The following is a 24,260-nucleotide window of genomic DNA, read 5'->3' on the forward strand; positions in this document are numbered from 1 at the left end:
AAAGCATGTTCAAAGCCATTCTGATTGAGAAGCTGGAAGACAAGTACTCGGCCCGACTCACCGAGCTGCAGGATGATCAGCTACCCAGCGGAAACGTGACGGTGAAGGTGGCCTACAGCACCTTGAACTACAAGGATGCGCTCGCAATCACCGGCAAGGGGCCGGTCGTTCGGCAGTTTCCGATGGTGCCGGGTATCGACCTCGCGGGCACTGTCGAAGCGAGTGACGATCCTCGATACAAACCTGGCGATCGCGTATTGCTCAATGGCTGGGGGGTGGGTGAAAGCCATTGGGGCGGACTTGCTCAAAAGGCGAGGTTGAACGGCGACTGGCTGATCCCCCACCCTGAGCGCTTGAACGAACGCCAAGCCATGGCCATCGGTACCGCTGGATACACCGCCATGCTGTGCTTGATGGCTTTGGAACGCCATGGGCTGAAACCCTCCGATGGGCCGGTGCTGGTAACAGGCGCCACCGGCGGCGTCGGTAGCTTTGCCATTAGCCTTCTCGCCGGTGCCGGGTATACCGTCACTGCAGCCACAGGTAAAGCCAGCGAAGAGGCTTATCTGAAAAGCCTGGGAGCAACGACCATCATCGATCGGGCCGAGCTTTCAGCCCCAGGGCGTCCATTGGCGAAAGAAAAATGGGCAGCCGTTATCGACTCGGTCGGCAGCCATACCCTGGCCAATGCGTGCGCAAGCACAATGTCTGAAGGCTTGGTAGCTGCATGTGGATTGGCCCAGGGAATGGATTTCCCGGCAACCGTTGCACCTTTCATCCTTCGAGGGGTAAGCCTGCTCGGCATCAACAGCGTCACTCAGCCCTTCGAGCGGCGCGTCGAGGCTTGGGAAAAGCTGTCCGATCAGCTGAATCTCGACACACTGTCGTTGATGACCAGAGAAATTAGCCTTGAGAGCGCAATTGCCGCTGCTACTGATCTGATGGATGGTAAAAACCGGGGTCGGATGATTGTAGACGTAAACAGCTGATAGGGTTGTTTGCTACTTGGGTAGCAGCCCTGGTCAATGTTTATCGAGGGCTGCCAGAACAATCGCCCTGACAGGCAGCTCAACCGCCTCGAAGAACGCCGCTGCGAGTTTACGACGGCGAGCTTGTTCCAGGTGCTTACGCATAAGGTCAGCGGGCGCAAGACGATCGCTTGGCTCGAGACAGGCGAGCATCGCGAGGTGCTTGCCTGCCTGCTCACGGCGAGGCGCACTTCGCTGACCGTCTGCCTCACCCGACGCGGCTGTCGATCACACCGCCAAGCTCGCGCAACGCCCGCTCCAGCCGCCAGAAACAGCCTTCGCCAAGTGCGGCCTCCTCTGTTTCGCTCATTCCATCCCCTGCTTGCAGGCTTGCAGATGCTCGTCAAGTCGGGCGATGTGCTCCGGACCGATGCCGCAGCAGCCGCCCACAATACCCGCCCCCTCCTCGACCCACTGCTGCGCCCACTGCAGGTACGCCTCAGGCCCTAGGTCGCCACGAATATCGAGCAGCGTCTCGTTGGCCTGGGCATCTTCACGTACTGGCGCAAAGGCATTGGCATAGACACCCAGCGCTAACTCGCGAGCTTCCTGCTTCAGCACCTGTCTGGCACTGCGCAACGCTGCGCCCATGCTCTCCGGTTGGCTGCAATTGAATAGCAAGGCGCTGGCCCCCAGTTCAAGGGCCAGCAGAACTGCCTGCTGCACGCTTTCACCCGAGCGCAGCAAAGGCTCCGTGTGCTCTGTGTCAGGATCGAGTAACGTGAAGGACAGCCAGAGCGGCTTGCCATCGCCGTCCAGGGCCGCGTGCACGGCGCGCGCTTCGGCCAAGGAGCTCTGGGTTTCCGCCAACCAGAAATCCACATGGGGCGCCAGGCCACGGATCAATTCACGGTGGATGGCCTGGGAACGGGCTGGATCAAACAGGTCCGGGCGATACGACCCCAACGCCGGCGGCAGCGAACCGGCGACCTGCACCAAAGCCCCCGCCTCCTCGGCAGCGCCACGGGCAAGCCGCCCGGACAGTTCAGCCAGCGCCCGCCCGGAGCGGGCAAAGCGTTCCTCGCCAATGTGAAACGGCACCACTGCATAGCTGTTGGTGGTGATCACCCTGGCCCCGGCGGCAATGAACGCTCGGTGGACCTGCGTCACGTATTCGGGCGCTTCGAACAGCGCCAGTGCTGACCATTCCGGCTGCCGGAAGGGTGCGCCGATCCGCTTGAGTTCTCGTCCCATCCCACCATCGAGCAGCGTCCAGGCACGTCGAGTCATTGGGCAGCCACCTGGGTGCCAGTGGCACTCAACCAACGATCGACGGTCGCCTGATTGGCGGCGACCCAGGCTTTGGCCGCCGCATCCGCCGGCTGCTTCTCACGCTCGATCTTGAGGATCAGGTCGTTGAGGGATGCCGGATCGATACTTACGTTCTCCAGAAACGCGGAAATCCGCGGTGCACGCTGGCGTAGCGCAGAAGACGCGAGGATGTGCACCTTCGCGTCGGGATACGCGCAGGTGATGCTGCTCTTGTTGAGCCAGTCGGCATCCACGGTCGGGCTGATGAATGTCCAGCAGCCGTCAGCCTTGTACAGCGGGTCGCCCTTCTTGTTGTCCTGGGCATAGCCATCGAATGGCGGTTCATCAAGACGGCGCAGGTCATAGGCGGAGAAGATCCAGTCTGGTGTGTAGGCGTAGAAAATCACCCCACGCTCGGCTTTGTAGGCAGCATCAAGCTTGGCGTAAGTCACCGAGGCCTCCGTGGAGACCGACTCGAAGTTGCCGTCGAAACCGTAATCCTTGGCTTTGATCTGACCGATATAGGTCGACTCCCAGCCTGCCGGCCCGACCAATAGCTGGGACTTGCCACCCCCCAGCGGAGCGAACAACCTGGCGACCTCTGGCTTCTTCAGGTCATACACCGACTTCACGTTGTACCGGTCCTGGATGTAGCCCGGGATGTAGAAACCCTGCACACCGACATAGGGTTGCTTGTTGGGGATCAGCGAACGGGTACCGCCGTTCACGTACTTGGCGAAGGCTGCTGATTGGTTCGGCAGCCAGATGTCGGTCAGCACGTCCACCGAGCCGTCACCCTTGGCAGCGGCGGCGAACAGTACCGGCAGATCACCGGCCAGGTAGGAAACATCGCCGTCAAGGCGATTGGAAATGATGTCGCCGAGGATGTACTGGATGGCGATGGCGCCGGTCCAGTTCTGCTCGCCAATAACGATCTTGTCCTTGGCAAAGCTTGCTGTCGCTGGTACCAGTGCGGCCAGCAGAGCGAACCCGGCAAGCCCGCGGGAAAGGAATCGGGTCATGGAACCTGTTACTCCTGAGTAGAATGATGACGTTTGCGAAGGGATGCCTGAATGATCCGGTCGGGCACCAGGGCACAAAAAACAATGGCAATACCGGCCAGGACGCCCTCACCACCCTTGATGTTGCGCAAGGCGGTCATGACGTCGTAGCCAAGGCCTCCGGCACCAATCAGTGCTGCCACGACCACCATGGACAGACTCATCACGATGGTCTGGTTCACCCCCAGCAACAGAGAGCCGGAGGCCAATGGCAACTCGACCCGGGTGAGCGTCTGCCAGGGCGTTGCGCCATGGGCGACCGCAGCCTCCACCGCGGCCTTGGGCACCTCCTGAATACCCAGGGCGGTGAGACGGATCATCGGCGCCAGGGCGAAAATCACCGTGGCGATCACCGCCGGCGTCTTACCGACCGAGAAGAAGGCCACTGCCGGAATCAGGTAGACGAAGGTCGGCAAGGTCTGCATGACATCCAACAGCGGCGTGACCAAGCGCCGAGCCAGCGCCCGCTTGGCCAGGAGAATGCCGGTGGGAATGCCGATCAGCAGCGACAGCAGCACCGAAGCGCCGACCAGGGCGATGGTGGAAATCGTACGCTCCCAGAAACCGAACAGGCCGATATAACCCAGGGCTAACGCAGTCGTCAGGGCCAGGATCGCGCCGGCAGAGCGCCAGGCCAGGTAGACCAATGCAAGCGCCGGTACCGGCCACGGAATCCAGCCCAGCGCACCTTCAACGCCATCAATGACGGTGCGCACCGCCACGATCACCCCGACGAATACGCTCTCGAACGTGACCTGAGACCAGCCAATCAACGTGTCGATGGCACCAGCAACTGCCAGCATACTGTCGCGATCGGCGGGAAACTGCACCAGTGCCCCGGCAGCATCCGGCGTCAGGGCGCGCCATACGGTCAGTACCTGACTCACCAGCAGCAGCGCCAAGGGTAAAGCGACGCCCAGGGAGTCACGGCCGTGGCCGTGCAGGCTCACCCAAGCACAACCCAAGCGATTGACCAGCAGCACTGCCAGTGCTGCGGCCGATAGCCACCCCGCCCCCTCGCGCCACGCGCCAGCAAGCACGGCCAGGGCCGTCAACTCCAGCAGCAGCGCCAGCCAGAACAGGCCACCTCGTCCGGCGTCAGCGAGCGCTGCCGGGCCCAACACGCTTTGGCGAATCCAATGGTTTGTCGAGCGCGCTTGCACTTCGACCGACGGTGGCTCGCTGAGCACCTCGTCACTAGGCGAGGGAATGCTCGGGCCGATATGCGGCCGATCGTCGAAGAAATCCGCCACCCCCTCGTCCGCCGGCTGTTCAAGCAATTCACCAGGGGTGCCGACCTGAATCAGCCGACCACCGCGCAAGACGGCGATACGATCTGCCAGACGTAACGCCTCACCCGGATCGTGGGTCACCAGCAGCGTCGTGATTCCCCGTTCGCGCACCAGTTGCAGGAAGCGCCCCTGCAAATCACGGCGGATGGTGGGGTCCAGTGCACTGAAGGGTTCGTCCATCAGCAGAATGTCAGGCTCGGTGACCAGTGCTCGCGCAAGCCCGACACGTTGCTGCATGCCACCAGACAACTCGTGGGGCAAACGCTCGCCCCACTCTTTCAGCCCCACCGCCTGCAACTGCCGTTGTGCCGCTGCGCGCCGCGTACTCTCCGGCTCACCGCGCAATTCCAGGGGCAAGGCCACGTTGTCGAGCACGCTTCGATGCGGCAGCAAGCCGAAATGCTGGAACACCATGCCGATGCGCTGCGACCGCAGTTGGCGCAGCGCAGGCTGCGTCAAGTCGCTCAGAACCTCACCGTCGATGAGCACCTCGCCGCTGCTCGGTTCTATCAACCGATTGACGTGGCGCAGCAAAGTCGACTTGCCGCTGCCGGATGTACCCATCAAACAAAGCACTTCGCCACGCCGCACCGCGAGGTTCACTTGCTCAACCGCGTTGCTGGAGCCTGACCGGCTCCCCTCGTAACGTTTGGTGACCGCGCGAAATTCCAGCGCGATAGCATGAATCGATGCAGAGCCAAGGGAGTCTGCGCTGACCCGCGCAGGGGTTTCCAAAGGGTCATTGGCAATCAGTGGATATTTATCAGCGATCACGTCGCCCCCTGGGATTCAATGGATTCCAGGGCGACGAAGCAGATTCCATGCCAATCGGCCAAACCCCGCGTACTCAAGCGCGAGATGGGTTTTTGTCATGACGGCACGGTGTTGAAGAGGCAGCAACATTGCATGGCTGCTGTTGTGTGGGAAACAGCGAGGAACACGCCTGCGGTCTTAGTTGAACGAAAGCATTGGCAGCCTTGTGAGGCCATTGCATTTGCAATAAATAAATATTCCATACGGGAATATAAATATTATTTATTATTATTTTTAGAGATATGAATCGACTTTTATACTTTCATCAGACCCGCGATGGATCGGGGTAACCGTGTTGGAGAGTTGAAGTTTCTGATGCCAACGTCATTGCCTACCTCCGGCCAATCCCAGGTGCTGTTGCAGCTGCACCCGCTGTTCAGTTTCTTCCAGCCTCTGCAGGCCCGCATCCCGCTAGCCGCAGAACGCACCGCAGCCCTCTTCCATCGCCAAGCGCATGTGCTGAGCAAATTGTCTGAGGCGCCGCTATGAAATGCCCCCCTATCCGCCATCCCACCAGCCAGCGAGGAATGCCGAGTGACAACCCCTCTACGACCTGCCGTGCTTAGCCCCTTGCAGACTGCACGTCGCCTAGCGACGGCGTTCGCCGAAACCGCCGTCGAGCGCGACGAGGCCGGCGGCACACCCAAGGCCCAGCGCGACGCTATCCGCCAGAGCGGCTTGTTGGCGCTGAGCATACCCACCCAGTTCGGCGGCCTCGGCGCTAGCTGGAGCGAAACCCTGGAGGTGGTGCGCGAATTCGCCCGGGTCGACAGTTCCATCGCCCACGTCTTCGGCTTTCAGCACTTGATGCTGGCTACCGTGCGCCTGTTCTCCCGTCGCGATCAGTGGCAACCCTGGTTCGAGCAGACCGCGCGCAAGAACTGGTTCTGGGGCAATGCGCTCAACCCTCTGGACAGCCGCACCGTGCTCACACGCTTCGACGGTTGGTACGAGTTTTCCGGCAAGAAGAGTTTCTGCTCAGGCGCCAGCGACTCGGAAATGCTGATTGCCTCGGCAGTCGATGAAAGTGCTGGCGGCAAGCTGCTGATCGCTGCCATCCCCAGCGGCCGGACCGGTATCACACTGCATGATGACTGGAACAACATGGGCCAGCGCCAGACCGACAGCGGCAGCGCAACTTTCGAGCGCGTGCGCGTCGAAGAGAACGAGATGCTTCTCGACCCTGGCCCGCTGAGCACACCCTTCGCCAGCCTGCGCCCGCTGATCGCCCAGTTGCATTTCGCCAACGTATTCCTTGGTATCACCGAAGGCGCTCTGGAAGAGGCCCGCCATTACACGTTGAAGGAAGGCCGCCCGTGGTTCCGCTCCAAAGCCCGACATGTCAGCGAAGACCCTTACATCCTGCGCCACTACGGCGAGTTCTGGGTCGGTCTGGAAGGCGTGCGCCTGCTGGTGGAGCGCGCCGCGACGCAACTCGACGCGGCCTGGCACAAGGAGCACGCGCTCGGCGCCGAAGAGCGTGCGCAACTGGCGCTGGCCATCGCCACGGCCAAAGTGGCGGCGGCACGCACTGGCCTGGACATCTGCAACCGCCTGTTCGAGGTCACTGGCGCACGCGCGACCCACGCCTCGCTACGCCTCGATCGCTACTGGCGCAACCTGCGTACCCAGAGCCTGCACGACCCGCTGGACTACAAACTCCACGAGCTGGGTGAGTGGGCACTGAGTCAGACGCGACCCACCCCATCTTTCTACTCATAGGAATCGCCATGCAGTTGCTGACCCTCCCCCCTTCGCCGTCATTGGCCACCTCGATCCGGGCAACCGCACAGGTCTTCGAAGACGCTAGATCGCAGGCGCTGCTCGCCCACCTGCAACAGGTCGCTCCCAGCGAGGCCAGCGTCCTGATCATCGGCGAGACCGGCACGGGCAAGGAGCTGGTCGCACGCCACATACACAACCTCAGCGGACGGCGCAACGGCCCCTTCGTCGCGGTGAACTGTGGCGCCTTTTCGGAGTCGCTGGTGGAGGCCGAGCTGTTCGGCCACGAGAAAGGCGCCTTCACCGGCGCCCTGGCGGCCAAGGCCGGCTGGTTCGAGGAGGGCAACGGTGGCACGCTGTTCCTCGACGAAATCGGCGACCTGCCCATGGCCATCCAGGTCAAGCTGTTGCGCGTGCTGCAGGAGCGTGAAGTGGTGCGCCTGGGCTCGCGCAAGAGCATTCCCATCGACGTGCGCGTGGTCGCCGCCACCAACGTACAACTGGACAAGGCCATCGCTGCCGGCAACTTCCGCGAAGACCTGTACTACCGCCTCAACGTGGTCAGCCTGCAACTCTACCCGCTGCGAGAACGCCCGGGCGACATCCTGCCGCTGACCCGACACTTCATCAAGACCTACTGCAACCGCCTGGGTTACGGCGAAGTGCGCCTGTCCCCCGAGGCCGAACGCAAGCTGGTGAGCTACGACTGGCCCGGCAACATCCGCGAGCTGGAAAACGTCATCCACCACACCCTGCTGGTGTGCCGCAATGGCCTGGTGCAGGACGACGACCTGCGCCTGTCGCACCTGCGTATCGAGCGCCAGGACAAGTCGCCGGTGAGCACCGCCGAAAGCGCCGAAGAGCAGTTGCTGCGTGCCTTTCAGCGCCTGTTCGAGGAGCAGGCCGGCAGCCTGCACGAGAAGGTCGAGGACTCCCTGCTACGCAGTGCCTATCGTTTCTGCCACTGCAACCAGGTGCACACGGCCAGCCTGCTGGGTCTGAGCCGCAACATCACCCGCGCCCGACTGATTGCCATCGGCGAACTGGTGGTCAATCGGCGCCGGCCAGAGCCCCAGATGCGCCCTGAGCGGGCGATACAACTATCAATCTGAGAGGCCGCCACGAACGATTGCCCCCTTGCCAACTGCGCCAAGAGGGTTGCGAAGGACAGAAGCGCATGGCCGCGCCAAATGGCGGCAATCGCAACAGACTGGAAGCGCCCCCCAACCTTTGAGCCGGTGTGGGCCTGGTGCGCGGCGGCGCCCGAACTGCGCAGGGCTGAAGACAGGCCGGGGGGACGCCACCGGCCCTGCCCGCGCGATCAGCCTTCCTGGCTGCAATCACGCGGGGTGATACCCTTCTCTTTGGCATATTGATGCGACGAGGCCTCGATGATCGGCCGCAAAAACGCGCGGTCGGCCTGTACCCAGTCGCTGATCAGTTTCCACTTCTGCCCGTCCCACTGCTGGAAGCGCACCGCGCCACCGCCTTCATGGTCGGAGCAGGACAGTTTAAGCGGCTGCACCAGCCCCTTGGCACCGAGTGCCTGCAGGCGGGTATCGTCCAGGTTCAGGTGTTCGAAGCCCCAACGCACCTGCTCGCCACTCAGCGGTTGCCTGCCGAACTTCTCCTGAGCCAGACGCAATGCCTCGACGTTGAGGATGCCGTTGACCACGCCGAGGTTGTAGTAAACGGTGCCGAAGCGCTTCGGATCGGCCAGGTCGCCTTGGCCCTTGTCCACCACCGCCTGTTCGATGCCCTGCAGCACCGGGAACTCGGTACCGGACGGATGCGTGGTGATGGCGATGAAGCCCTTGGCCGCGGCACCGGCAGGCGCCGCGTCTTCCTCGGAGTTGCTCCAGATATTGCCGATGATACGGTCGGCAGGGAAACCGACCTTCTGCGCAGTCTTCAGCGCCACCGGGTTCATCACGCCCCAGCCGCGCAGGATGACCCAGTCCGGCTTCAGACGGCGGATGTTCAGCCACTGCGATTGTTGCTCGTTGCCGGGGTGCGGCACCTCCAGCAGGGTCAACTCGAACCCGTACTTGTCCGCCAGGGCCTGCAGCACCTCGTTGGTTTCCTTGCCATAGGGCGAACCGTGAAAGAGCGTGACGATCTTCTTGCCCTTGAGGCCCTGCTCGCCGCCTGCCTGCTGTGCGATCCAGTTGACGATGGCCGATACCTCGGAATAGGGATTGAGCTGCAGCGGGAAGACGTAAGGGAACACGCTGCCATCGGTGGAGTCGGTACGCCCATGGTTGATGGTGATCAGCGGCAGCTTGTCGGCCGTGGAGCGCTCCAGGGTGGCATACGCGATACCCACCGACAGCGGATTGGTGGCGGCAGCCGGTGCGCCGTTGAGCCCACCCTTGAGGCGCTCGTAGCACTCCACACCCTTCTCCACGACGTACTCAGTCTCGCACTCGCTCCAGGTCAGCTTGACACCATTCACGCCGCCTTGGGCGTTGACGTACTTGAGGTAATCGATAAAACCCCCGAAGAAACCGGTACCACCTGCGGCATAGGGGCCAACGCGGTAGCTCTGCAGGGGGAAATACTGTTCGTTGGCCGCGTGCACGTTGAGTGCACCAGCCGCTAGGCTCACGGCCAGCGCCAGGCGGCCGAGGACGGATCGGGTCGACATCGTGGTTATCCTTTACAAATCAGTGGGCAGTGGCGTAAGGCGGGCGAAGCCCGGTGCGAAGGTTCGCTCAGTAGCGCAACGGCCAACGCCGAGTGCGCTCGCGAAAGCGTTGCCAGAGGCGCGCCAGGCCCTCCGGTTCCTTGATCAGGAAGATGATGATCAGCGTGCCGAAGGCCATCTTCTGCAGGTTCTCTATCTGTCCGGCATCGATCAGCCCGGTCGGCAGCAACCCGGCCAGGTTCGACAGCAGCACCGGGAACAGCACGATGAAGGCGGCACCGAGAAAGTTCCCGAGGATGCTGCCCAGGCCGCCGATAATGATGATGAACAGGATCTGGAACGAGCGGTTCAGGTCGAAGCCGTGTGGCTCCACCGTGCCCAGGTAGGTGAAGGCCCAGAGCGAACCGGCCACGCCGAGGTAGAAGCCGCTGATGGCAAAAGCCAGCAGTTTGGTCTTCAACAGGGGGATGCCGATCACTGCGGCGGCGGTGTCCATGTCGCGCACCGCCATCCAGTTGCGCCCCAGTTCGCTGCGCACCAGGTTGGCGCCCAGCCAGAACAGCGCGCTGACCACCGCCAGGGTCAGCAGGTAGCGCCCGGCCGGCGACGAAAAGTCATACCCGGCCATCAGCAGCGGCGGCGCGCTGATCACCCCCGAGGCACTGTCGTTGCTGAACCAACTGAAGCGGGTCAGCGCCCATGGCACGAAGAACTGCGCCGCCAGTGTCGACACCAGCAGATAGAAGCCCTTGATGCGCAGGCTTGGCAGGCCGAACACCACGGCCACCAGCGCCGCCACCAGGCCGCCGAGCAGCAGGCTGGCCAGCAGCGGCAGCCACGCCACGCGCAGCTCGAAATTATAGGCCGCGAAGGCACCTGCTGCCATGAACGCCGCCGAACCCAGGGACAGTTGCCCGGCATAACCGGTCAGCAGGTTCAGCCCTAGGCCGGCCAGCGACAGCAGTAGAAATGGGATCAGGATGGCACTGAACCAGTAATCGTTGCCCAGCAGTGGCACGCCGATGAAGGCGAACAGGACCAAGGCCGCCAGACCCAGCCGATCCTGGCGCAGGCGGAAGAATCGTCGGTCGTCGGCGTAACGCACGCTGAACTGACCCGCTTCTCGATACAGCATGATCGACGCTCCTCAGACTCGCTCGATGGCGCGCTCGCCGAACAGCCCAGCCGGACGCACCAGCAGGAACAGCAGGGCCAGCACATAGGGAAACCAGTTTTCGATGCCGCCGCCGATGAGCGGCCCGAGATACACCTCGGCGAGCTTCTCCGAAGCGCCGATGATCAGGCCGCCGACGATCGCCCCGCTGATCGAGGTGAAGCCGCCGATGATCAGCACCGGCAGGGCCTTGAGCACCACCAGCGAGAGCGAGAACTGCACCCCCAGGCGCGCGCCCCACAGCAGCCCGGCGACCAGCCCGACGAACCCGGCCACCGCCCAGACCACCGCCCACACCCTCGGCAGGCGGATACCGACGCTCATCGCCGCGCGGGGATCGTCGGCCACCGCACGCAGCGCCAGGCCGATGCGCGTGCGGTTGAACAGCAAGGACAGTAGCACCACCAGGGCCGCCGCCGTTGCGGCGGCGAACAGGTCGAACTGCGACAGCAGCAGGCCACCCAGCTCCAGCGGCGCGTCGCTGATGGCCAGCTCCAGGCCGTGAACCTGAGCGCCCCACAGGGCCTGGGCGGCGCCCTCGATGATGTAGGCCAGGCCGAGCGTGGCCATGAACAGGGTAATCGGCGAACGCCCGACCAATGGCCGCAGTACCGCCCGTTCGATCAGCAGCGCCAGGGCGATCATCGTCGCCAGGGTGACGAGAAAGGACAGCCAGAACGGCACGCCGCGCTCCAGCAGGCTGACGAAGGTCAGCGCGGCGAACAGTACCATCGCCCCCTGGGCGAAGTTGAACACACCGCTGGCTTTGTAGATCAGCACGAAACCGATGGCCACCAGGGAGTACATCACCCCGGCCAGCAGGCCACCGATCAGCACTTCGAAAAAGAATGCCATGTCGCGCTCCTGTGTGGGGACAGCCCCGAAGCTGCCGCCGGGCGGACACCCAGATAGGCCGCGATCACGTCGGGGTTGCGGCGAACCTGCTCGGGGGAGCCGTCGCCGATCTTGCGGCCGTAATCGAGCACCACCACATGGTGGGAAATGCCCATGACCACGCCGATGTCGTGCTCGATCAGCACCACCGTCATGCCGAACTCGCGGTTGATCTCAACGATGAAGCGGCTCATCTCGCGCTTCTCCTCGGCATTCATCCCGGCCATCGGCTCGTCGAGCAGCAGCAGGCGGGGCTCGGCGGCCAGCGCACGGGCCAGCTCGACCCGCTTCTGCAGGCCATAGGGCAAGGTGCCAACGATTTCGTCACGCCACGGCTGGATGCGCAGAAACTCGATTACCCGCTCGGCGGCGGCGCGTTGGCGATCGTCCTCGCCCGGCGCGCGGCCGATGCGCAACGCCTGCTCCAGCCAGGAACTGCGGCGCTTGAGGTTGCGCCCGGTGAGCACGTTGTCGAGCACGCTCATGCCCTTGAACAGCGCGATGTTCTGGAAGGTGCGAGCGATGCCGCCGCGTGCCGCTGCATGTGGGTGCATCACCCGACGCTGCTGCCCGGCGAAACGAATGCGCCCCTGCTGCGCCCGGTAGACGCCATTGATGATGTTCAGCAGTGAGCTCTTGCCCGCGCCATTGGGCCCGATCAGCGCACAGATCTCGCCTTCGGCGACACTGAAGCCAATGTCGCTAATGGCCTTCACACCCTTGAACGACAGGCTGATGCCCTCCAGTTCCAGCAACGGGGAATTCGACATGAACGCTCCTCAGACGGGCTGAACCCGGCCTTGCGACCGAGCAGCGAGGGATGAACGAGGACTGCGCACGGCCTGCCAGCGGGGCGTCTCCAGCCAGATACGCGGCGCCACCCCAAGGGCGGCGAAGAACGCCTGCACCTCGCCCGGCAGGACCTCACCGACCAGCAGCGGTACCCGGGTGCGGCTCAGGCCCAGCACATCGCGCAACGGCCGACGCAGCAACACGTGGCCAAGGCTGTTGCGCAGCAACCCACCGCGCGCGTCAAGCGCCCAGTCCAGCCAGCACCGCAGCAGGCTGCCCGGCAGCGGTAGACGCTGCTGCGCCAGTGCATACAGGCGGCCGTAGCTGTCGTGGGTGCCGAGAACCAGAGTCGGGCCGAGTTCACGGCGGTCTGTGTCACGGGTCGCCAGGCTCTCCGGAAAATTCATCCGAAAGCCTGCCAGCAGCCAAGGCGCCAGCAGGTAGCGGGCCTGGCCGCTGGTGGCGAAGTTGCGGGAGGCCAAGGCTTCCTCGGCCGCCGTCAGGCGCTCCTGTTCGACCAGCCGACGCCCCTCGCCCAGCACCTCGGCATGGCTGAGCCCGTGCTGCTGAACCTGGCCATCGGCATCCAGCCGGTGAAAGCTGAGCGCTGGGCGCTCGCTCTGCGCCTGGACCGCCAAGGCAGGATCGGGCAACTGCGCGGCCAGGCTAGCGTAATTCGGCACCCCGGAATCCGCCAGGCCACGGCCATCGGCGTAGAACAGCAATGCCGGTACATGACCGCTCGCCAGCACCCGCTCGACCTCCTCCTGACCTTCGGCAAAGACGAAATCGGCCTGCAGTTCACGCAACAGCGTCAGTTGCTCCGCGTCAGGCATCAGCGGATCGATCAGTGCCGCGACGCCGCCCAGCCACTGCGCCGCCAGGCTTGCGAGCAGCGCCTCAGGTCGCGGACGGCTGACGATCAGCAGACTGTCACCGGCCGCGAAGCCGGCCTCGCGCAGCCCGGTGGCCAGCCCCTGCACCTCGGCCAGCAGTTGCGCCCAGCTGCGCGCCTGCCACAGGCCTAGACGCTTGTGGCGCAACGCAACGTCCGCCCCACGTTGATGTGCGCGGGCCAGCAAGCTGGCCGGCAGGTTGTCCGCGAACGCCTCATGCATGGCCGCGCACCTCAGGCCACAGCGAGGGAGGCACGCTTCTCCTGCTCCAGTTCGCGCACCAGCGGCAAGACATGCTTGCCGAAGTATTCGACCTCTTCCTGGAAGTGCAGGAAGCCGGAGAGGATCAGGTCGACGCCGACCGCCTTGAGCGCGACGATGCGCTCGGCGATCTGCCGTGGTGTACCGATCAGGTTGGTCTTGAAGCCGTCGTTGTACTGCACCAGGTCTTCGAAGGTCGACTTGGCCCAGTTGCCCTCGCCTTCCGGGCTGGCCGCACCGGCGTTCTTCACTTCACTGCCGAAGCCGTTGACCGCCTCCGGGTCGGCCTTGGCGATGATCTCCGCCAGCACCGCGCGGGCCTCTTCCTCGGTGTCGCGGGCGATGATGAAGGCGTTCACGCCGACCTTCACCGAATGCCCGTTGGCCGCTGCCTTGGTGCGGATATCGTCGACCTGGGTCTTGATACCCTCGACACTGTTGCCATTGGTGAAGTACCAGTCGGAGACCCTCGAGGCCATGTCGCGCGCGGCCCGTGAGCTCCCGCCCTGGAAGATTTCCGGGTGCGGTTGCTGCAGCGGCTTGGGCTTGAGGGTGTAGTCGTTGAAACGGTAGAAATCGCCGTGGAAGCTGAAATTGTCCTGGGTCCAGATGCCCTTCAGGGCACGAATGAACTCCTCGGATCGGCGATAGCGCTCATCATGGTCCAGCCATGGCTCGCCGATGGCGCGAAACTCGCCCTTGAACCAGCCGGACACCACGTTGATGGCGATGCGGCCCGCGGTGAACTGGTCGATGCTTGCCAATTGCTTGGCTGCCAATACCGGCGTCCAGGGTCCGGGCAGGATCGCGGCGATCACCTTGAGTTTTTCGGTGGCGGCCAGCAGCGCGTGGCTGATGGTTACCGACTCGTGCTGGTTGTCAGCGCCATAGCCGGCGGTGAAGCGGATCTGCGAAAGCGCGTACTCGAACCCGGAACGCTCGGCAATCTGCGCCAGCTTGCGGTTGTAATCGATGTCCCAACTGGTGCGTTGTTCGATCTTGCTGACTACGAGGCCACCGCTGACGTTAGGAACCCAGTAGGCGAATTTGATCGGTTGGCTCATGGCGATGTCTCCTGTAACTCGGAAAGTCAGGCCGCGCGGGCGACCGGGATATGAAAGAAGGCGCCGACGGTATCGAGTACCCGCTCGATCCGTTCGAACTGCGCAGGGTCAGCCAGGCGCTGATCGTCGAAAGACTCGACACTGGCGTACAGGCCGTACGGCAGGGTGTGGGCCTGGAAGAAAGCGAATAGCGGGCGCAACTGGTGATCGATCATCAAGGCATGTCGCTCGCTACCACCGGTGGCGGCAAGCACCACGGGCACGCCCTTGAGCGACTGGTAATCGACCAGGTCGAACAGGTGCTTGAACAAACCGGTGTAGGACGCGCGATACACCGGGCTGCCGACCAGTAGCAGGTCGGCCTGCTCGATGGCCTGCAAATGCGGCTGCAGGTCAGCCGAGGCGCTATCGCGCTCCAGCGAACCGGCCAGGCTGGCGGACAGCTCGGCGATGCGCACCCAGTGCACCTCCAGCTTCGGCAATACGGCCGGCAGCCGCTCCACCAGGGCCTGCAGCAGACCATGGGTGCGTGATGGAGCCCGCAGGCTGCCGGACACCACCACGACCCTGATAACACGTGCGTTCATGCTGATCCCTCCTTGCCCAGCGGGCATTACCTGAGGGAGCTTCAGCAGCAACCGTGCCAACCAATAAAAACCATTAAATTCAAATACTTGAACGCTAGCTCTAACAGCCTGAACTGTCTTTTGGCCAACAAGCTGTTGAACCACTGACCCTCGGCCAACAGTTGCCCCGGAAAACGCAATTGACCGCCCACCAACAGTCATTCAGCAAGTTGTCGGCGAGCGAACAGCCCGTCCTGCCAGAAAGATCACAACCCATTGATTTAAAAGGCATTCACTGCAAGGCACGAAGTTTGCGAAAGCATCGCCGTCAGCAATCGCATCAATCGAGGAGAACTGCGATGACCGCCCAAGCCCATCTGCCCCACCTGTCTACCGGAACCCAGTACGAATCCCTTGCCGCCCGCTTCCGCCCCATCTTTGCCCGCATCGCCGAATCCAGCGTGGAACGCGAGCGCAACCGCACCCTGCCCCATGAGCCCATCCAGTGGCTCAAGGACGCCGGCTTCGGCGCCGTGCGTGTACCGGTCGAACAGGGCGGTGCCGGCGCTTCCCTGCCACAGTTGTTCCAGCTGCTGATCGAACTGGCCGAAGCCGACTCCAATGTGCCGCAGGCACTGCGCGGGCATTTTGCTTTCGTCGAGGACCGCCTCAACGCCCATGCCAGCACACCACAGGACGTCTGGTTCAAACGCTTCGTCGACGGCGATCTGGTGGGCTGCGCCTGGACGGAGGTGGGCGCAGTGAAGATCGGCGACGTCAGCACCCGGGTGTCGCGCCAGGGTGATCAGTGGGTGGTCAATGGCACCAAGTACTACAGCACCGGCAGCCTCTTCTCCGACTGGATCGACCTGTTCGCCCGCCGAGACGACACCGGTGGCGACGTGATCGCAGCGATCCGTACCCGCCAACCCGGCATCACCCAGAGCGACGACTGGGATGGTTTTGGCCAGCGCACCACCGGCAGCGGCACCTCGGTGTTCGAGAACGCGGTGGTCGAGGAAGAGAACATCATCGACTTCGCCACCCGCTTCAAATACCAGACGGCCTTCTACCAACTGGTGCTGCTCGCCGTCATCGTCGGTTCCGGCCGCGCCGCCGTGCGTGACTTCAGCCAGGAAACCAGCAAGCGCACGCGCGTGTTCAGCCATGGCAATGGTGCAGCGGTAAGCGAGGATCCACAGGTATTGCAGGTTATCGGCAAGGCCTCCGGGCTGATCTACGCCGCCGAGGCAGGCACCCTGCGCGCCAGCGAGGCCGCGCAGCAAGCCTACCTGGCGCGTTTCGGCAATGACGAGAACGCCGAGCGCAAGGCCAACATCGCCGCCGAACTGGAATCGGCCCAGGCCCAGGTGGCGGCCATCGAATGGGTGCTGCGTGCCACCAGCGACCTGTTCAACACCCTCGGCGCCTCCGGTACCAGCACCACCAAACAGCTCGATCGCCACTGGCGCAACGCCCGTACTGCCGCCTCGCACAACCCGGTGATCTACAAGGAACGCATCATCGGCGACTGGCACGTCAATGGCAGTGAACCGCCCTATGTCTGGCAGATCGGTGGCGGTGCCAAGCAGTCCTGAAAGCATGGCCTGGGGCACACCCCCAGGCCTCGTCACGGCACTGGCGTTTCGCCCGGAACGCCAGAACTATCCAGCGCCGAGTCGCCGACTGGCAAAACTGAACAGCAGAACCGAGAGAATCAGAACGCCGGTGGCCACCTGCTGCCAGAAGAAATTCCAGCCGATCAGCAGCAGACCGTTGGCCGTGACGTTGAGAAATAGCACACCGAGCAGTGTACCGGGTACGTTGACCCGGTTGTGCAGGCTCAGCGTGGCACCGATGAAGACCGCACCGATGGCATTCATCAGGAAGGCATTGCCGGACATCGGCGCGTAGGCGTTCACCGTGGCCGGCAGCAGGATGCCCGCCAGCGCGCTGGCAAAGGCACTGGCGATGAACACCAGGGCAGCGATACGTCGCTGCGCCAGGCCCGAATAACGCGCCACCAGTGGCTGGCTGCCAAGGACGATGATCTCCCGGCCTAAGCGGCCACGCGCCAATACCACGCCATACACCAGAGCCAACAGTGCCACCAGCAGCAAGGGTAGCGGCACGCCAAGCAAGCGCTCACTGGCCAAGCCGCTGCGCACCTGCGCCTCCAGGTAGATCGGTTGTCCGCCATCGGAAAGCAGCTTTTGCACGCTGCTGCCAATGAACAGTGTGCCAAGGGTGGCCAGAAAAGGGGAAATACGCAGCCCGGCGATCAGCCCGGCATTGAACAACCCGGCCAGGCTGCCAGCCAGCAACCCACCGGGAATCGCGACATAGAGCCCGAAGCCGGCATTGAGCAGCAGGACGAAGGTCAGCGCCGAGAAGTCCAGCGCAGTGCCGACTGACAGGTCAATGCCACCCGCGGCAATGGCGTAGGTCATGCCGATGGCGACGATGGCCAGCAGCACGAAATTGTTCAATAACAGGCTGGACAGGTTACCGACGGTGAGAAAGCCGGGTGCCTTCAACGCGAAGAACAGTAGCACGGCGGCGAACAGCGTCGGCATGACCAGGCGCAGCAACGCCCGGCCAGAGAGCCCGGTCAGACCGGCAGGCTGCGGGGCGGATAACGAATCGGACATCTCAGGCCTCCTTGTTGCGCAAACCGGACAGGGCCACCACCAGCAGGATCAGGACACCCTGCACGCCGTCGACCCAGAAGCTGGAAATATTCAGAAGCTGGAAGCCGTTGATCAGCACCCCGACCAGCATCGTTGCCAGCAGCGTGCCGCCGATGCTCGGCTGCAGACGCTGGGAGAAGATCACCCCAAGAAAAGCGATGGCCACCACCGACAGCAGCATCTCGCCGGAGCCGGTGGTGCTGCCGCTGAACCAGGCCGCTGAACAAAACGCGGCCAGGCTGCCGCACAGACCGCTGATCAGGTAGCTGGCGAACACGTAGCCACGCACCGACAGGCCAGCGGCATTAGCCGCCTCCGGGTATTCGCCGATGGCGTACAGACGCAGGCCGAATGGCGTGTACTGCATCAACACGATCAGCACGCCACCGACCGCCAGCAGCACCCAGGCCAGGGCTGGCACGCCGAGCCAACTACCGAAGGCCAGCCCTTCCAGCAACGGCGAAGAGCTAGGCAGCACGGTGTTTTCGATCAGCACCAGTTCCAGCCCGGCCACCAGGTTCATCGTGGCCAGGGTTGCCAGCAGCGGCGGCAAACGGAAACCGACCACCACCAGCGCATTCAGCGTGCCGATGGCCAGGCCAGTGCCAAGCGTCGCGGCGATGCTGACAACATCGCCGAAACCGGCGTTGTTCAGGCTGGCATAGACCGCAGCGGACAACCCGAGGTTGGCCGCCAGCGACAGATCAAGCCCACCGGACACCACGTTCGAGCCGCCGCCGATGATCACCGTGGTCAGGCCGAAGGCAAGGCTGCCGAGGATCGCCGACTGGGCCAGCACATTGACCAGGTTGCTCGGGGTGAGGAAGTTCGGCGCACTGAGGGCGAAGGCCAACAGGATCGCGGCGAAGGCCAGCAGGGCGCCACGGCGCAGCAGCCAATGCGCGAATCGCGGGTGGAAGGCATCAAATAGCAATGGCATAGGCATAGAAAGGTCGTTCCTCGTTCTGCGCGCGTTGCGCGCCGGTAGCCACCGCCAGCAGGCGGTCACTGTTCGCCTCGCCAGCGGCGAAACGTGCGGCGATGGCGCCGCGGTGCATGACATGAATGCGGTCGCAGAGGCCGATCAACTCCGGCAGGTCGGACGAGAGGATCAACACCCCGGCGCCCTCCTTCACCAGTTCACCGATCAGCCGATAGATCTCCACCTTGGCGCCAACATCGATGCCAACGCTGGGCTCGTCCAGCAGGTACAGGCTGGAACACCGCGCGAACCACTTGGCCAGCGCCACCTTCTGCTGATTGCCGCCGCTGAGCTGACGCACCTTGGCATGCGCGCCATGGGCCTTGATCCTTAGGCGCTCGATCAGCTCCAGGGTGGTATGCCGCTCGCGCGCCGGCGACAGCAGCCCCAGGCGGACGAAACGCGACAGTGCCGCCAGGGTGGTGTTCTCCTGCACGCTCAGATCGAGCGCCACGCCTTGCCGACGGCGCTCCTCGGGCATCAGCGCGACGCCCTGGGCGACAGCCTCGCGCGGGCTGCGCAAGGACAACGGTTGCCCGTCCAGGCGCACCTCGCCGCTGTCCGGTGGCGCCAGGCCGAACAGGCTGCGTAGCAACTCCTTGGCGCCCGAGCCCACCAGCCCGGTGAGGCCGACGATCTCGCCACGGCGCACCTGCAGGTCGATGCCTTGGTAGGCCCGTGCCCGACCCAGCCCGCGTACGTCGAGCAACAGCGCACCGGCAGGCACCGCTACCTTGGGGTACAGCTCGCCGACTTCGCGGTTGACCATCAGCCGGGTGATCTGCTCCAGCGACGTGTTGCGCGGGGAGACTTCAGCGACATCGCGACCGTTGCGCAGTACCGTCACGCGGTCGCACAGGGCCTCGATTTCCTGCAGGTAATGGGAGATGTAGACGATCGCCAGGCCATCGTCACGCAGGCGCTGGACGATCCGCAGCAAACGCTCCACCTCACGCTGCACCAGCGCCACGCTGGGTTCGTCGAACACCAGCACACGCGGTTTGATCAACAGCGCGCGGACGATCTGCACCATCTGTTGCTCGGCACTGCTCAGTTCACCGATCAGCGCATTCGCCGGCAGTCGCAGGCCGAAGTAGTCGTCCAGCAGACGCGCGGCCTCGCGCTGCTGAGAGCGGCGATCGAGCAAGGGCCCGAATCGCCGTTCGTGGCCGAAGAACAAGGCTTCACCCACGGTGAAACGGGCCGGCAACAAGCGTTCCTGGTGGATGAAGCCAATGCCCAGGCGCTCCACCTGGCGCGGGCTGAAATGCCCGTGCGGCTGGCCGTCGAGCAGCAGGCTGCCGGCGTCCGGGCGGTGGATGCCGGCCAGCACCTTGATCAGCGTAGACTTGCCGGCGCCGTTCTCGCCCACCAGACCGTGCACGCTGCCCGCCGCCACCCGCAGGCTGGCGCCGTCGAGCGCCCGGGTGGCACCGAAGGTCTTGACGATGCCACGCAGCTCCAGCACCGGCGTAGTCATGCGTCGCCTCGGATGCGTTTGACGTCATCGACGTTGCCCGCCGTGGTCAGCAGGGTCTCGACGAAGGTTTCGGGCGGCAGATCGTGCTCGCCGGCCAGGTAGCGGGCGACGTTATGCACCGCCGTCCGGCCAATCAACGCAGGCTGCTGCGCCACCACTGCAGCCACCGGGCTGCCGGGCTGGCGCAGCAGTTCCAGCACCTCGGGCGTACCGTCGACGCCATAGGTGCGCACTTCATTGCGCCCGGCTTCGATCAGCGCCTGGCTGGCACCGAGCTGCGGCAGATCCCAGGCCGCCCAGATCGCGTCGAGCTCACCCTTGGGGTACTTGTTGAGCAAGGCGGCAACCTGACTGCGGGCATCCTGCACGGTGTTGGGAATCACGTCGCGCAACTCCGGCTGGATGAACTCGATCTGCGGGTAGAACTTGCTCACCAGCTTCAACTGGTCATAGCGAATGCCGCAGCTCGGCACGCCATAGAAGCCATTGAACAGCAGCACCCTGCCCTTGCCGCGCAGATCGGCCACCAACTGCTTGGCCAGCAGCAAACCCGTGCTCCAGTTGTCTGCGGAAATCGTATTGACCGCGTACTGCGACGGCACCTCGATGGTGAACAGCGGGATGCCGGCGGCGCTGATGCGCTTGAACCAGGGCTCGATGATGCTCAGCGTGCCGAGGGTGTGAATCACTGCATCGGGCTTCTGCGTCACCAGATTCTGCAACTGGGTCACCATGGCCTTGTCGTTGCGCCCGGCATCCAGGGTGATCGGCGTGCCGCCCAGGCGCTGTACCTCCTCGACCTGCGCCTTGAAGGCCCGGCTGTCGAAGTAGATGCTGGTGCCCACGGTGCTGATGGCGATGCGCTTGCCCTTGAGCGAAGGCACTGTGGCACTGGCCCCGGCACCGCTGTCGGCTTCAGCCGCCATGGCGCGGGTCAATGGTGCGGCAAGCCCGAGAGCGAGCATCGCCGAAGACGCGCCGAGCAGGCCGCGCCGGGAAATGCCGGAGCAGTCGTTGTCACTCATTGGTCACCTCGCAGGTGCTTGACCTGAGCCAGGTTGTCGCGGGTCGTCAATAGCGCGGCGACATGGGTTTCCTTCGGCAGATCACGCTGGCCGGCCAGATAGCGGGCAACGTTGCGCACGGCGGTGCGGCCGATCAGGTCGGGCTGCTGCGCAACCACCGCGCCGATGGGCGAGTTGTCAGGGGCGAGCAGCTCCAGTACCTCCGGCGTGCCGTCCACACCATAGGTGCGGATCTCACTGCGCCCGGCGTCGATCAGCGCCTGGCTGGCGCCGAGCTGAGGGATGTCCCAGGCCGACCAGATGGCGGCGATATCGCCCTTGGGGTACTTGTTCAGGAGCGCGGCGATCTGGCTGCGGGCGTCCTGCACGGTGTTGGGAATCACGTCACGCAGCTCCGGCTGGACGATCTGCAATTGCGGATGATCGGCCAGTACCTTCTTCAACTCGTCGTAGCGGATCGCACAGACCGGCACCCCGTAGAAGCCGTTGAACACCAGGATGCGGCCCTTGCCGCCGGTGTCGCGCACCAGCTGTTCGGCCAACGCGCGGCCGGCCGCGACGTTGTCCGAGGTGGTGTTGTTGAGGCTGTACTGCGATGGCACATCAATGGTGAACAGCGGGATACCTGCTGCCTGGATGCGCTTGAGCCAGGGGTCGATCACGCTCAGGGTGCCGAGGGTCTGAATCACCGCATCGGGCTTTTGCGTGACCACCGTGTGCAGTTGTGTGACCAGATTGCGGTCGTTGCGCCCGGCGTCGAGGGTGATCGGCGTGCCGCCCAGGCGCTTGATCTCATTGACCTGCGCCTGGAACGCCTTGATGTCGAAGTAATGACTGGTGCCAGTCATGCTCACGGCAATGCGCTTGCCGGCCAGCGACGGCACGGCCTCGCCCTCCTCCTCGGCTTGTGTCAGGCCGCCCGCCAATGCCAGCACCAGGGCGGTGAGCAACGTCAGGATTCGACTCATGCTTGCACCCTTTGCTGATCTGCCAAGGCGGCGCCGTTGAGGTAGTGGTCGCCGAGCAGTCGCCGTTGAGTGGGCAGTGCCGGTTCGGCGCTGCCCGGCTGCGGACGCGGCAGACTACTGCCCACCAGTTCGAAATGCGTCTGCGCGGCCAGGCGCGCGGCCTCGGCGGCGCCCAAACGAAAAGCGATGGCGGCCGACTGCGAGGCGTCGGCGCGTGCCAGCAACGCGTCGGCGGCGTCGATACGGATGCGCAACTCGCCGACTGCAGCGATGACCAGCGCTTCATGGCGAGCACTCTGCCCGCGCAGGTAGTCAAGCAGAGCTGCCTCGACATGACGGGCGTGGGCCAGGTCACCCCGGCCTTGGGAATGGGTGTTGGACATGGCGTGACCTCAGTTCCAGGAATGACGTTGCGGCTTGATGCCGTTGAGCAGTTGATTGCCGACCAGGTGGTACTTCCAGCGCACCGGGTCATGCAGCGTGTGGGTGCGCGCATTGCGCCAGAAGCGGTCCAGCCCCTGGCTGGCCGAGACGCTGCGCGTGCCGCCCAGCTCCAGCAGGCGACTGGACGCCTCAAGGGAAATCTCGGTAGACAGCACCTTGGCCTGGCCGACCACCACTGAGGCTTCAGCAACGTGCTCTTCGCCAGGCTCGGCGACGGCGCGATCGACCGCCTCGGCAGCGCGCTGCAAGATCGCCTCGGCCGCCTGCAGGCGCCAGGCCAGCTCGCCGATTAGCGCCTGGCCAAGTGGATCCTGCCAGCCGTGCTGCAAGCCGCTGTCGACCCAGGGGCGTGCCTGACGCGCCACGCGCAGGGTTTCGGCAAAGGCGCCACGGGCGATGCCGGTGTCCACGGCGGCCTGGATGATCTGCGAGATCGGGCCATCAGCGGTTGGCTGGTCGTAGGCCTTCCAGGCCGGTATCACCTCGCTCGCTGGCACCCGCACGCCTTCGATACGCACCTGGCCGCTGGCTGTGATGCGCTGGCCGAAGCCATCCCAACTGTCGATCACCGTCAGGCCAGCTGCATCGCGTGGCACGAAGGCGATGTGCGGGCGGCCCTCCTCGTCGACACCCGCGACCGGGACGATGTGGGCGAACAGTGCCCCCGTGCAGTAGGCCTTCTCGCCATCGAGCACGGCGCTGTCGCCGTCGAAGCGGATCTGCGTCTGGAAGGTGGTGACGTACTGGCTGCGCGCTTCGGAAAAGGCGTTACCGAAACGGTAGCCTTGCAGCACCTTGGCGTAGTAGCGGCGCTTCTGCGCCTCGCTGCCGGTCAGGCCGAGGTTGCTGAGCACACCAAAGTGGTTCTGCGGCAACTGGCCGAGCGATGAATCGGCGGCGGAGATGGTCGCGATCACCTCGCTGAGGGTGACATAAGATACCCCGGCGCCGCCGTGCGCCTTGGGCACGCTGATTGCCCACAGACCGCTTTCGGAGAAGCGATCCAGTTCCTCCCAGGGCAGGCGCCGCTCGCGATCACGCCAGGCTGCCTCACGGGCAAAATCCTCGGCCAAGCGCTGCGCCACCTCGATGGCTTCGGCGTCGCTACGGATGATCTGTGCCGGGCGCCGAGGCGCCGAGCTGAACTGCTCGCGCAGATCGGCGGGTTGTGACTGAGTCATGTGTTGCTCCAAGCGTGATGGATTCTCCA

Annotated in this window: 23 protein-coding genes; 5 read left to right on the forward strand and 18 right to left on the reverse strand. The window is 64.1% G+C overall.

Features of this window, described 5'->3' with window-relative positions:
* Nucleotides 1-5: 5 nt before the first annotated feature.
* Nucleotides 6-989, forward strand: coding sequence for an acrylyl-CoA reductase (NADPH) (gene acuI / locus AC3RCM_RS15475; protein ID WP_492629002.1), 984 nt, complete (start codon nucleotides 6-8; stop codon nucleotides 987-989).
* A gap of 247 nt (nucleotides 990-1,236) precedes the next feature.
* On the opposite strand, the gene AC3RCM_RS15480 is transcribed toward acuI, so the two are convergent.
* From AC3RCM_RS15480 to AC3RCM_RS15495, 4 genes are read right to left on the reverse strand one after another with little or no spacing between them, the layout of a single operon-like run.
* A complete protein-coding gene (locus AC3RCM_RS15480) occupies nucleotides 1,237-1,338 on the reverse strand; it encodes a peptide-methionine (S)-S-oxide reductase (protein ID WP_177410021.1) in 102 nt (33 codons plus the stop codon).
* Complete coding sequence (locus AC3RCM_RS15485) at nucleotides 1,335-2,258, reverse strand: homocysteine S-methyltransferase family protein (protein WP_134698411.1); 924 nt, start codon at nucleotides 2,256-2,258, stop codon at nucleotides 1,335-1,337. Before AC3RCM_RS15485 ends, AC3RCM_RS15480 begins: the two co-directional genes overlap by 4 nt.
* Entirely contained in the window at nucleotides 2,255-3,301 is a 1,047-nt protein-coding gene (locus tag AC3RCM_RS15490) for an ABC transporter substrate-binding protein (protein WP_019751216.1), read from the reverse strand. The genes AC3RCM_RS15485 and AC3RCM_RS15490 overlap by 4 nt, the downstream gene beginning before the upstream one ends.
* Before the next feature lie 8 nt (nucleotides 3,302-3,309).
* Nucleotides 3,310-5,406, reverse strand: a complete 2,097-nt coding sequence (locus AC3RCM_RS15495; protein ID WP_081273302.1) for an ATP-binding cassette domain-containing protein — start codon at nucleotides 5,404-5,406, stop codon at nucleotides 3,310-3,312.
* 354 nt (nucleotides 5,407-5,760) lie between these two features.
* Between AC3RCM_RS15495 and AC3RCM_RS15500 the strand changes: the two genes are divergently transcribed.
* The 3 genes from AC3RCM_RS15500 to AC3RCM_RS15510 are packed head-to-tail and all read left to right on the forward strand — an operon-like array spanning nucleotide 5,761 to nucleotide 8,279.
* Nucleotides 5,761-5,934, forward strand: coding sequence for a hypothetical protein (locus tag AC3RCM_RS15500; protein WP_177410020.1), 174 nt, complete (start codon nucleotides 5,761-5,763; stop codon nucleotides 5,932-5,934).
* 45 nt (nucleotides 5,935-5,979) lie between these two features.
* Nucleotides 5,980-7,167, forward strand: a complete 1,188-nt coding sequence (locus AC3RCM_RS15505; RefSeq protein ID WP_004576530.1) for an acyl-CoA dehydrogenase family protein — start codon at nucleotides 5,980-5,982, stop codon at nucleotides 7,165-7,167.
* 8 nt (nucleotides 7,168-7,175) lie between these two features.
* Nucleotides 7,176-8,279: a sigma-54 interaction domain-containing protein gene (locus AC3RCM_RS15510; RefSeq protein ID WP_064493302.1), complete on the forward strand. Its 1,104-nt coding sequence runs from the start codon at nucleotides 7,176-7,178 to the stop codon at nucleotides 8,277-8,279.
* Between the two features lie 209 nt (nucleotides 8,280-8,488).
* On the opposite strand, the gene AC3RCM_RS15515 is transcribed toward AC3RCM_RS15510, so the two are convergent.
* The 7 genes from AC3RCM_RS15515 to msuE all read right to left on the reverse strand — a co-directional run bounded on the left by AC3RCM_RS15515 (nucleotide 8,489) and on the right by msuE (nucleotide 15,482).
* Nucleotides 8,489-9,814 (reverse strand): ABC transporter substrate-binding protein, encoded by a 1,326-nt coding sequence (locus AC3RCM_RS15515; protein WP_003253969.1) that lies wholly within the window; start codon nucleotides 9,812-9,814, stop codon nucleotides 8,489-8,491.
* Between the two features lie 67 nt (nucleotides 9,815-9,881).
* Nucleotides 9,882-10,949 (reverse strand): branched-chain amino acid ABC transporter permease, encoded by a 1,068-nt coding sequence (locus AC3RCM_RS15520; protein WP_266022480.1) that lies wholly within the window; start codon nucleotides 10,947-10,949, stop codon nucleotides 9,882-9,884.
* Between the two features lie 12 nt (nucleotides 10,950-10,961).
* A complete protein-coding gene (locus AC3RCM_RS15525) occupies nucleotides 10,962-11,843 on the reverse strand; it encodes a branched-chain amino acid ABC transporter permease (protein ID WP_012052698.1) in 882 nt (293 codons plus the stop codon).
* Nucleotides 11,819-12,652, reverse strand: a complete 834-nt coding sequence (locus AC3RCM_RS15530; protein ID WP_064493304.1) for an ABC transporter ATP-binding protein — start codon at nucleotides 12,650-12,652, stop codon at nucleotides 11,819-11,821. The genes AC3RCM_RS15525 and AC3RCM_RS15530 overlap by 25 nt, the downstream gene beginning before the upstream one ends.
* 9 nt (nucleotides 12,653-12,661) lie before the next feature.
* Nucleotides 12,662-13,792 carry an AMP-binding protein gene (locus tag AC3RCM_RS15535; protein WP_492629003.1) on the reverse strand — a complete coding sequence of 377 codons (1,131 nt, stop codon included), beginning with the start codon at nucleotides 13,790-13,792 and terminating at the stop codon, nucleotides 12,662-12,664.
* An 11-nt stretch (nucleotides 13,793-13,803) separates the two neighbouring features.
* Entirely contained in the window at nucleotides 13,804-14,895 is a 1,092-nt protein-coding gene (gene sfnG, locus AC3RCM_RS15540; protein WP_064493306.1) for a dimethylsulfone monooxygenase SfnG, read from the reverse strand.
* A gap of 26 nt (nucleotides 14,896-14,921) precedes the next feature.
* Entirely contained in the window at nucleotides 14,922-15,482 is a 561-nt protein-coding gene (gene msuE, locus AC3RCM_RS15545; RefSeq protein WP_003253975.1) for an FMN reductase, read from the reverse strand.
* Between the two features lie 338 nt (nucleotides 15,483-15,820).
* Here msuE and AC3RCM_RS15550 point away from each other — a divergent pair, with 338 nt between their 5' ends.
* Entirely contained in the window at nucleotides 15,821-17,059 is a 1,239-nt protein-coding gene (locus tag AC3RCM_RS15550; protein ID WP_064493307.1) for an acyl-CoA dehydrogenase family protein, read from the forward strand.
* A gap of 66 nt (nucleotides 17,060-17,125) precedes the next feature.
* On the opposite strand, the gene AC3RCM_RS15555 is transcribed toward AC3RCM_RS15550, so the two are convergent.
* Genes AC3RCM_RS15555 through AC3RCM_RS15585 form a run of 7 tightly spaced genes read right to left on the reverse strand, consistent with a single transcriptional unit; the run spans nucleotide 17,126 to nucleotide 24,231 of the window.
* Nucleotides 17,126-18,112, reverse strand: a complete 987-nt coding sequence (locus AC3RCM_RS15555) for an ABC transporter permease (RefSeq protein ID WP_003253977.1) — start codon at nucleotides 18,110-18,112, stop codon at nucleotides 17,126-17,128.
* A gap of 1 nt (nucleotide 18,113) precedes the next feature.
* Nucleotides 18,114-19,091 (reverse strand): ABC transporter permease, encoded by a 978-nt coding sequence (locus AC3RCM_RS15560; RefSeq protein WP_492629692.1) that lies wholly within the window; start codon nucleotides 19,089-19,091, stop codon nucleotides 18,114-18,116.
* Nucleotides 19,075-20,613: a sugar ABC transporter ATP-binding protein gene (locus AC3RCM_RS15565; RefSeq protein WP_492629004.1), complete on the reverse strand. Its 1,539-nt coding sequence runs from the start codon at nucleotides 20,611-20,613 to the stop codon at nucleotides 19,075-19,077. Before AC3RCM_RS15565 ends, AC3RCM_RS15560 begins: the two co-directional genes overlap by 17 nt.
* Nucleotides 20,610-21,638, reverse strand: a complete 1,029-nt coding sequence (locus AC3RCM_RS15570) for a sugar ABC transporter substrate-binding protein (RefSeq protein WP_104887478.1) — start codon at nucleotides 21,636-21,638, stop codon at nucleotides 20,610-20,612. The genes AC3RCM_RS15565 and AC3RCM_RS15570 overlap by 4 nt, the downstream gene beginning before the upstream one ends.
* Entirely contained in the window at nucleotides 21,635-22,606 is a 972-nt protein-coding gene (locus AC3RCM_RS15575) for a sugar ABC transporter substrate-binding protein (protein ID WP_492629005.1), read from the reverse strand. The genes AC3RCM_RS15570 and AC3RCM_RS15575 overlap by 4 nt, the downstream gene beginning before the upstream one ends.
* Entirely contained in the window at nucleotides 22,603-22,989 is a 387-nt protein-coding gene (locus tag AC3RCM_RS15580) for a hypothetical protein (RefSeq protein ID WP_003253982.1), read from the reverse strand. Before AC3RCM_RS15580 ends, AC3RCM_RS15575 begins: the two co-directional genes overlap by 4 nt.
* Nucleotides 22,990-22,998: 9 nt before the next feature.
* Entirely contained in the window at nucleotides 22,999-24,231 is a 1,233-nt protein-coding gene (locus tag AC3RCM_RS15585; protein WP_492629006.1) for an SfnB family sulfur acquisition oxidoreductase, read from the reverse strand.
* Nucleotides 24,232-24,260: the final 29 nt, after the last annotated feature.

Source organism: Pseudomonas sp. GW823-FHT05G12 (assembly GCF_058795575.1).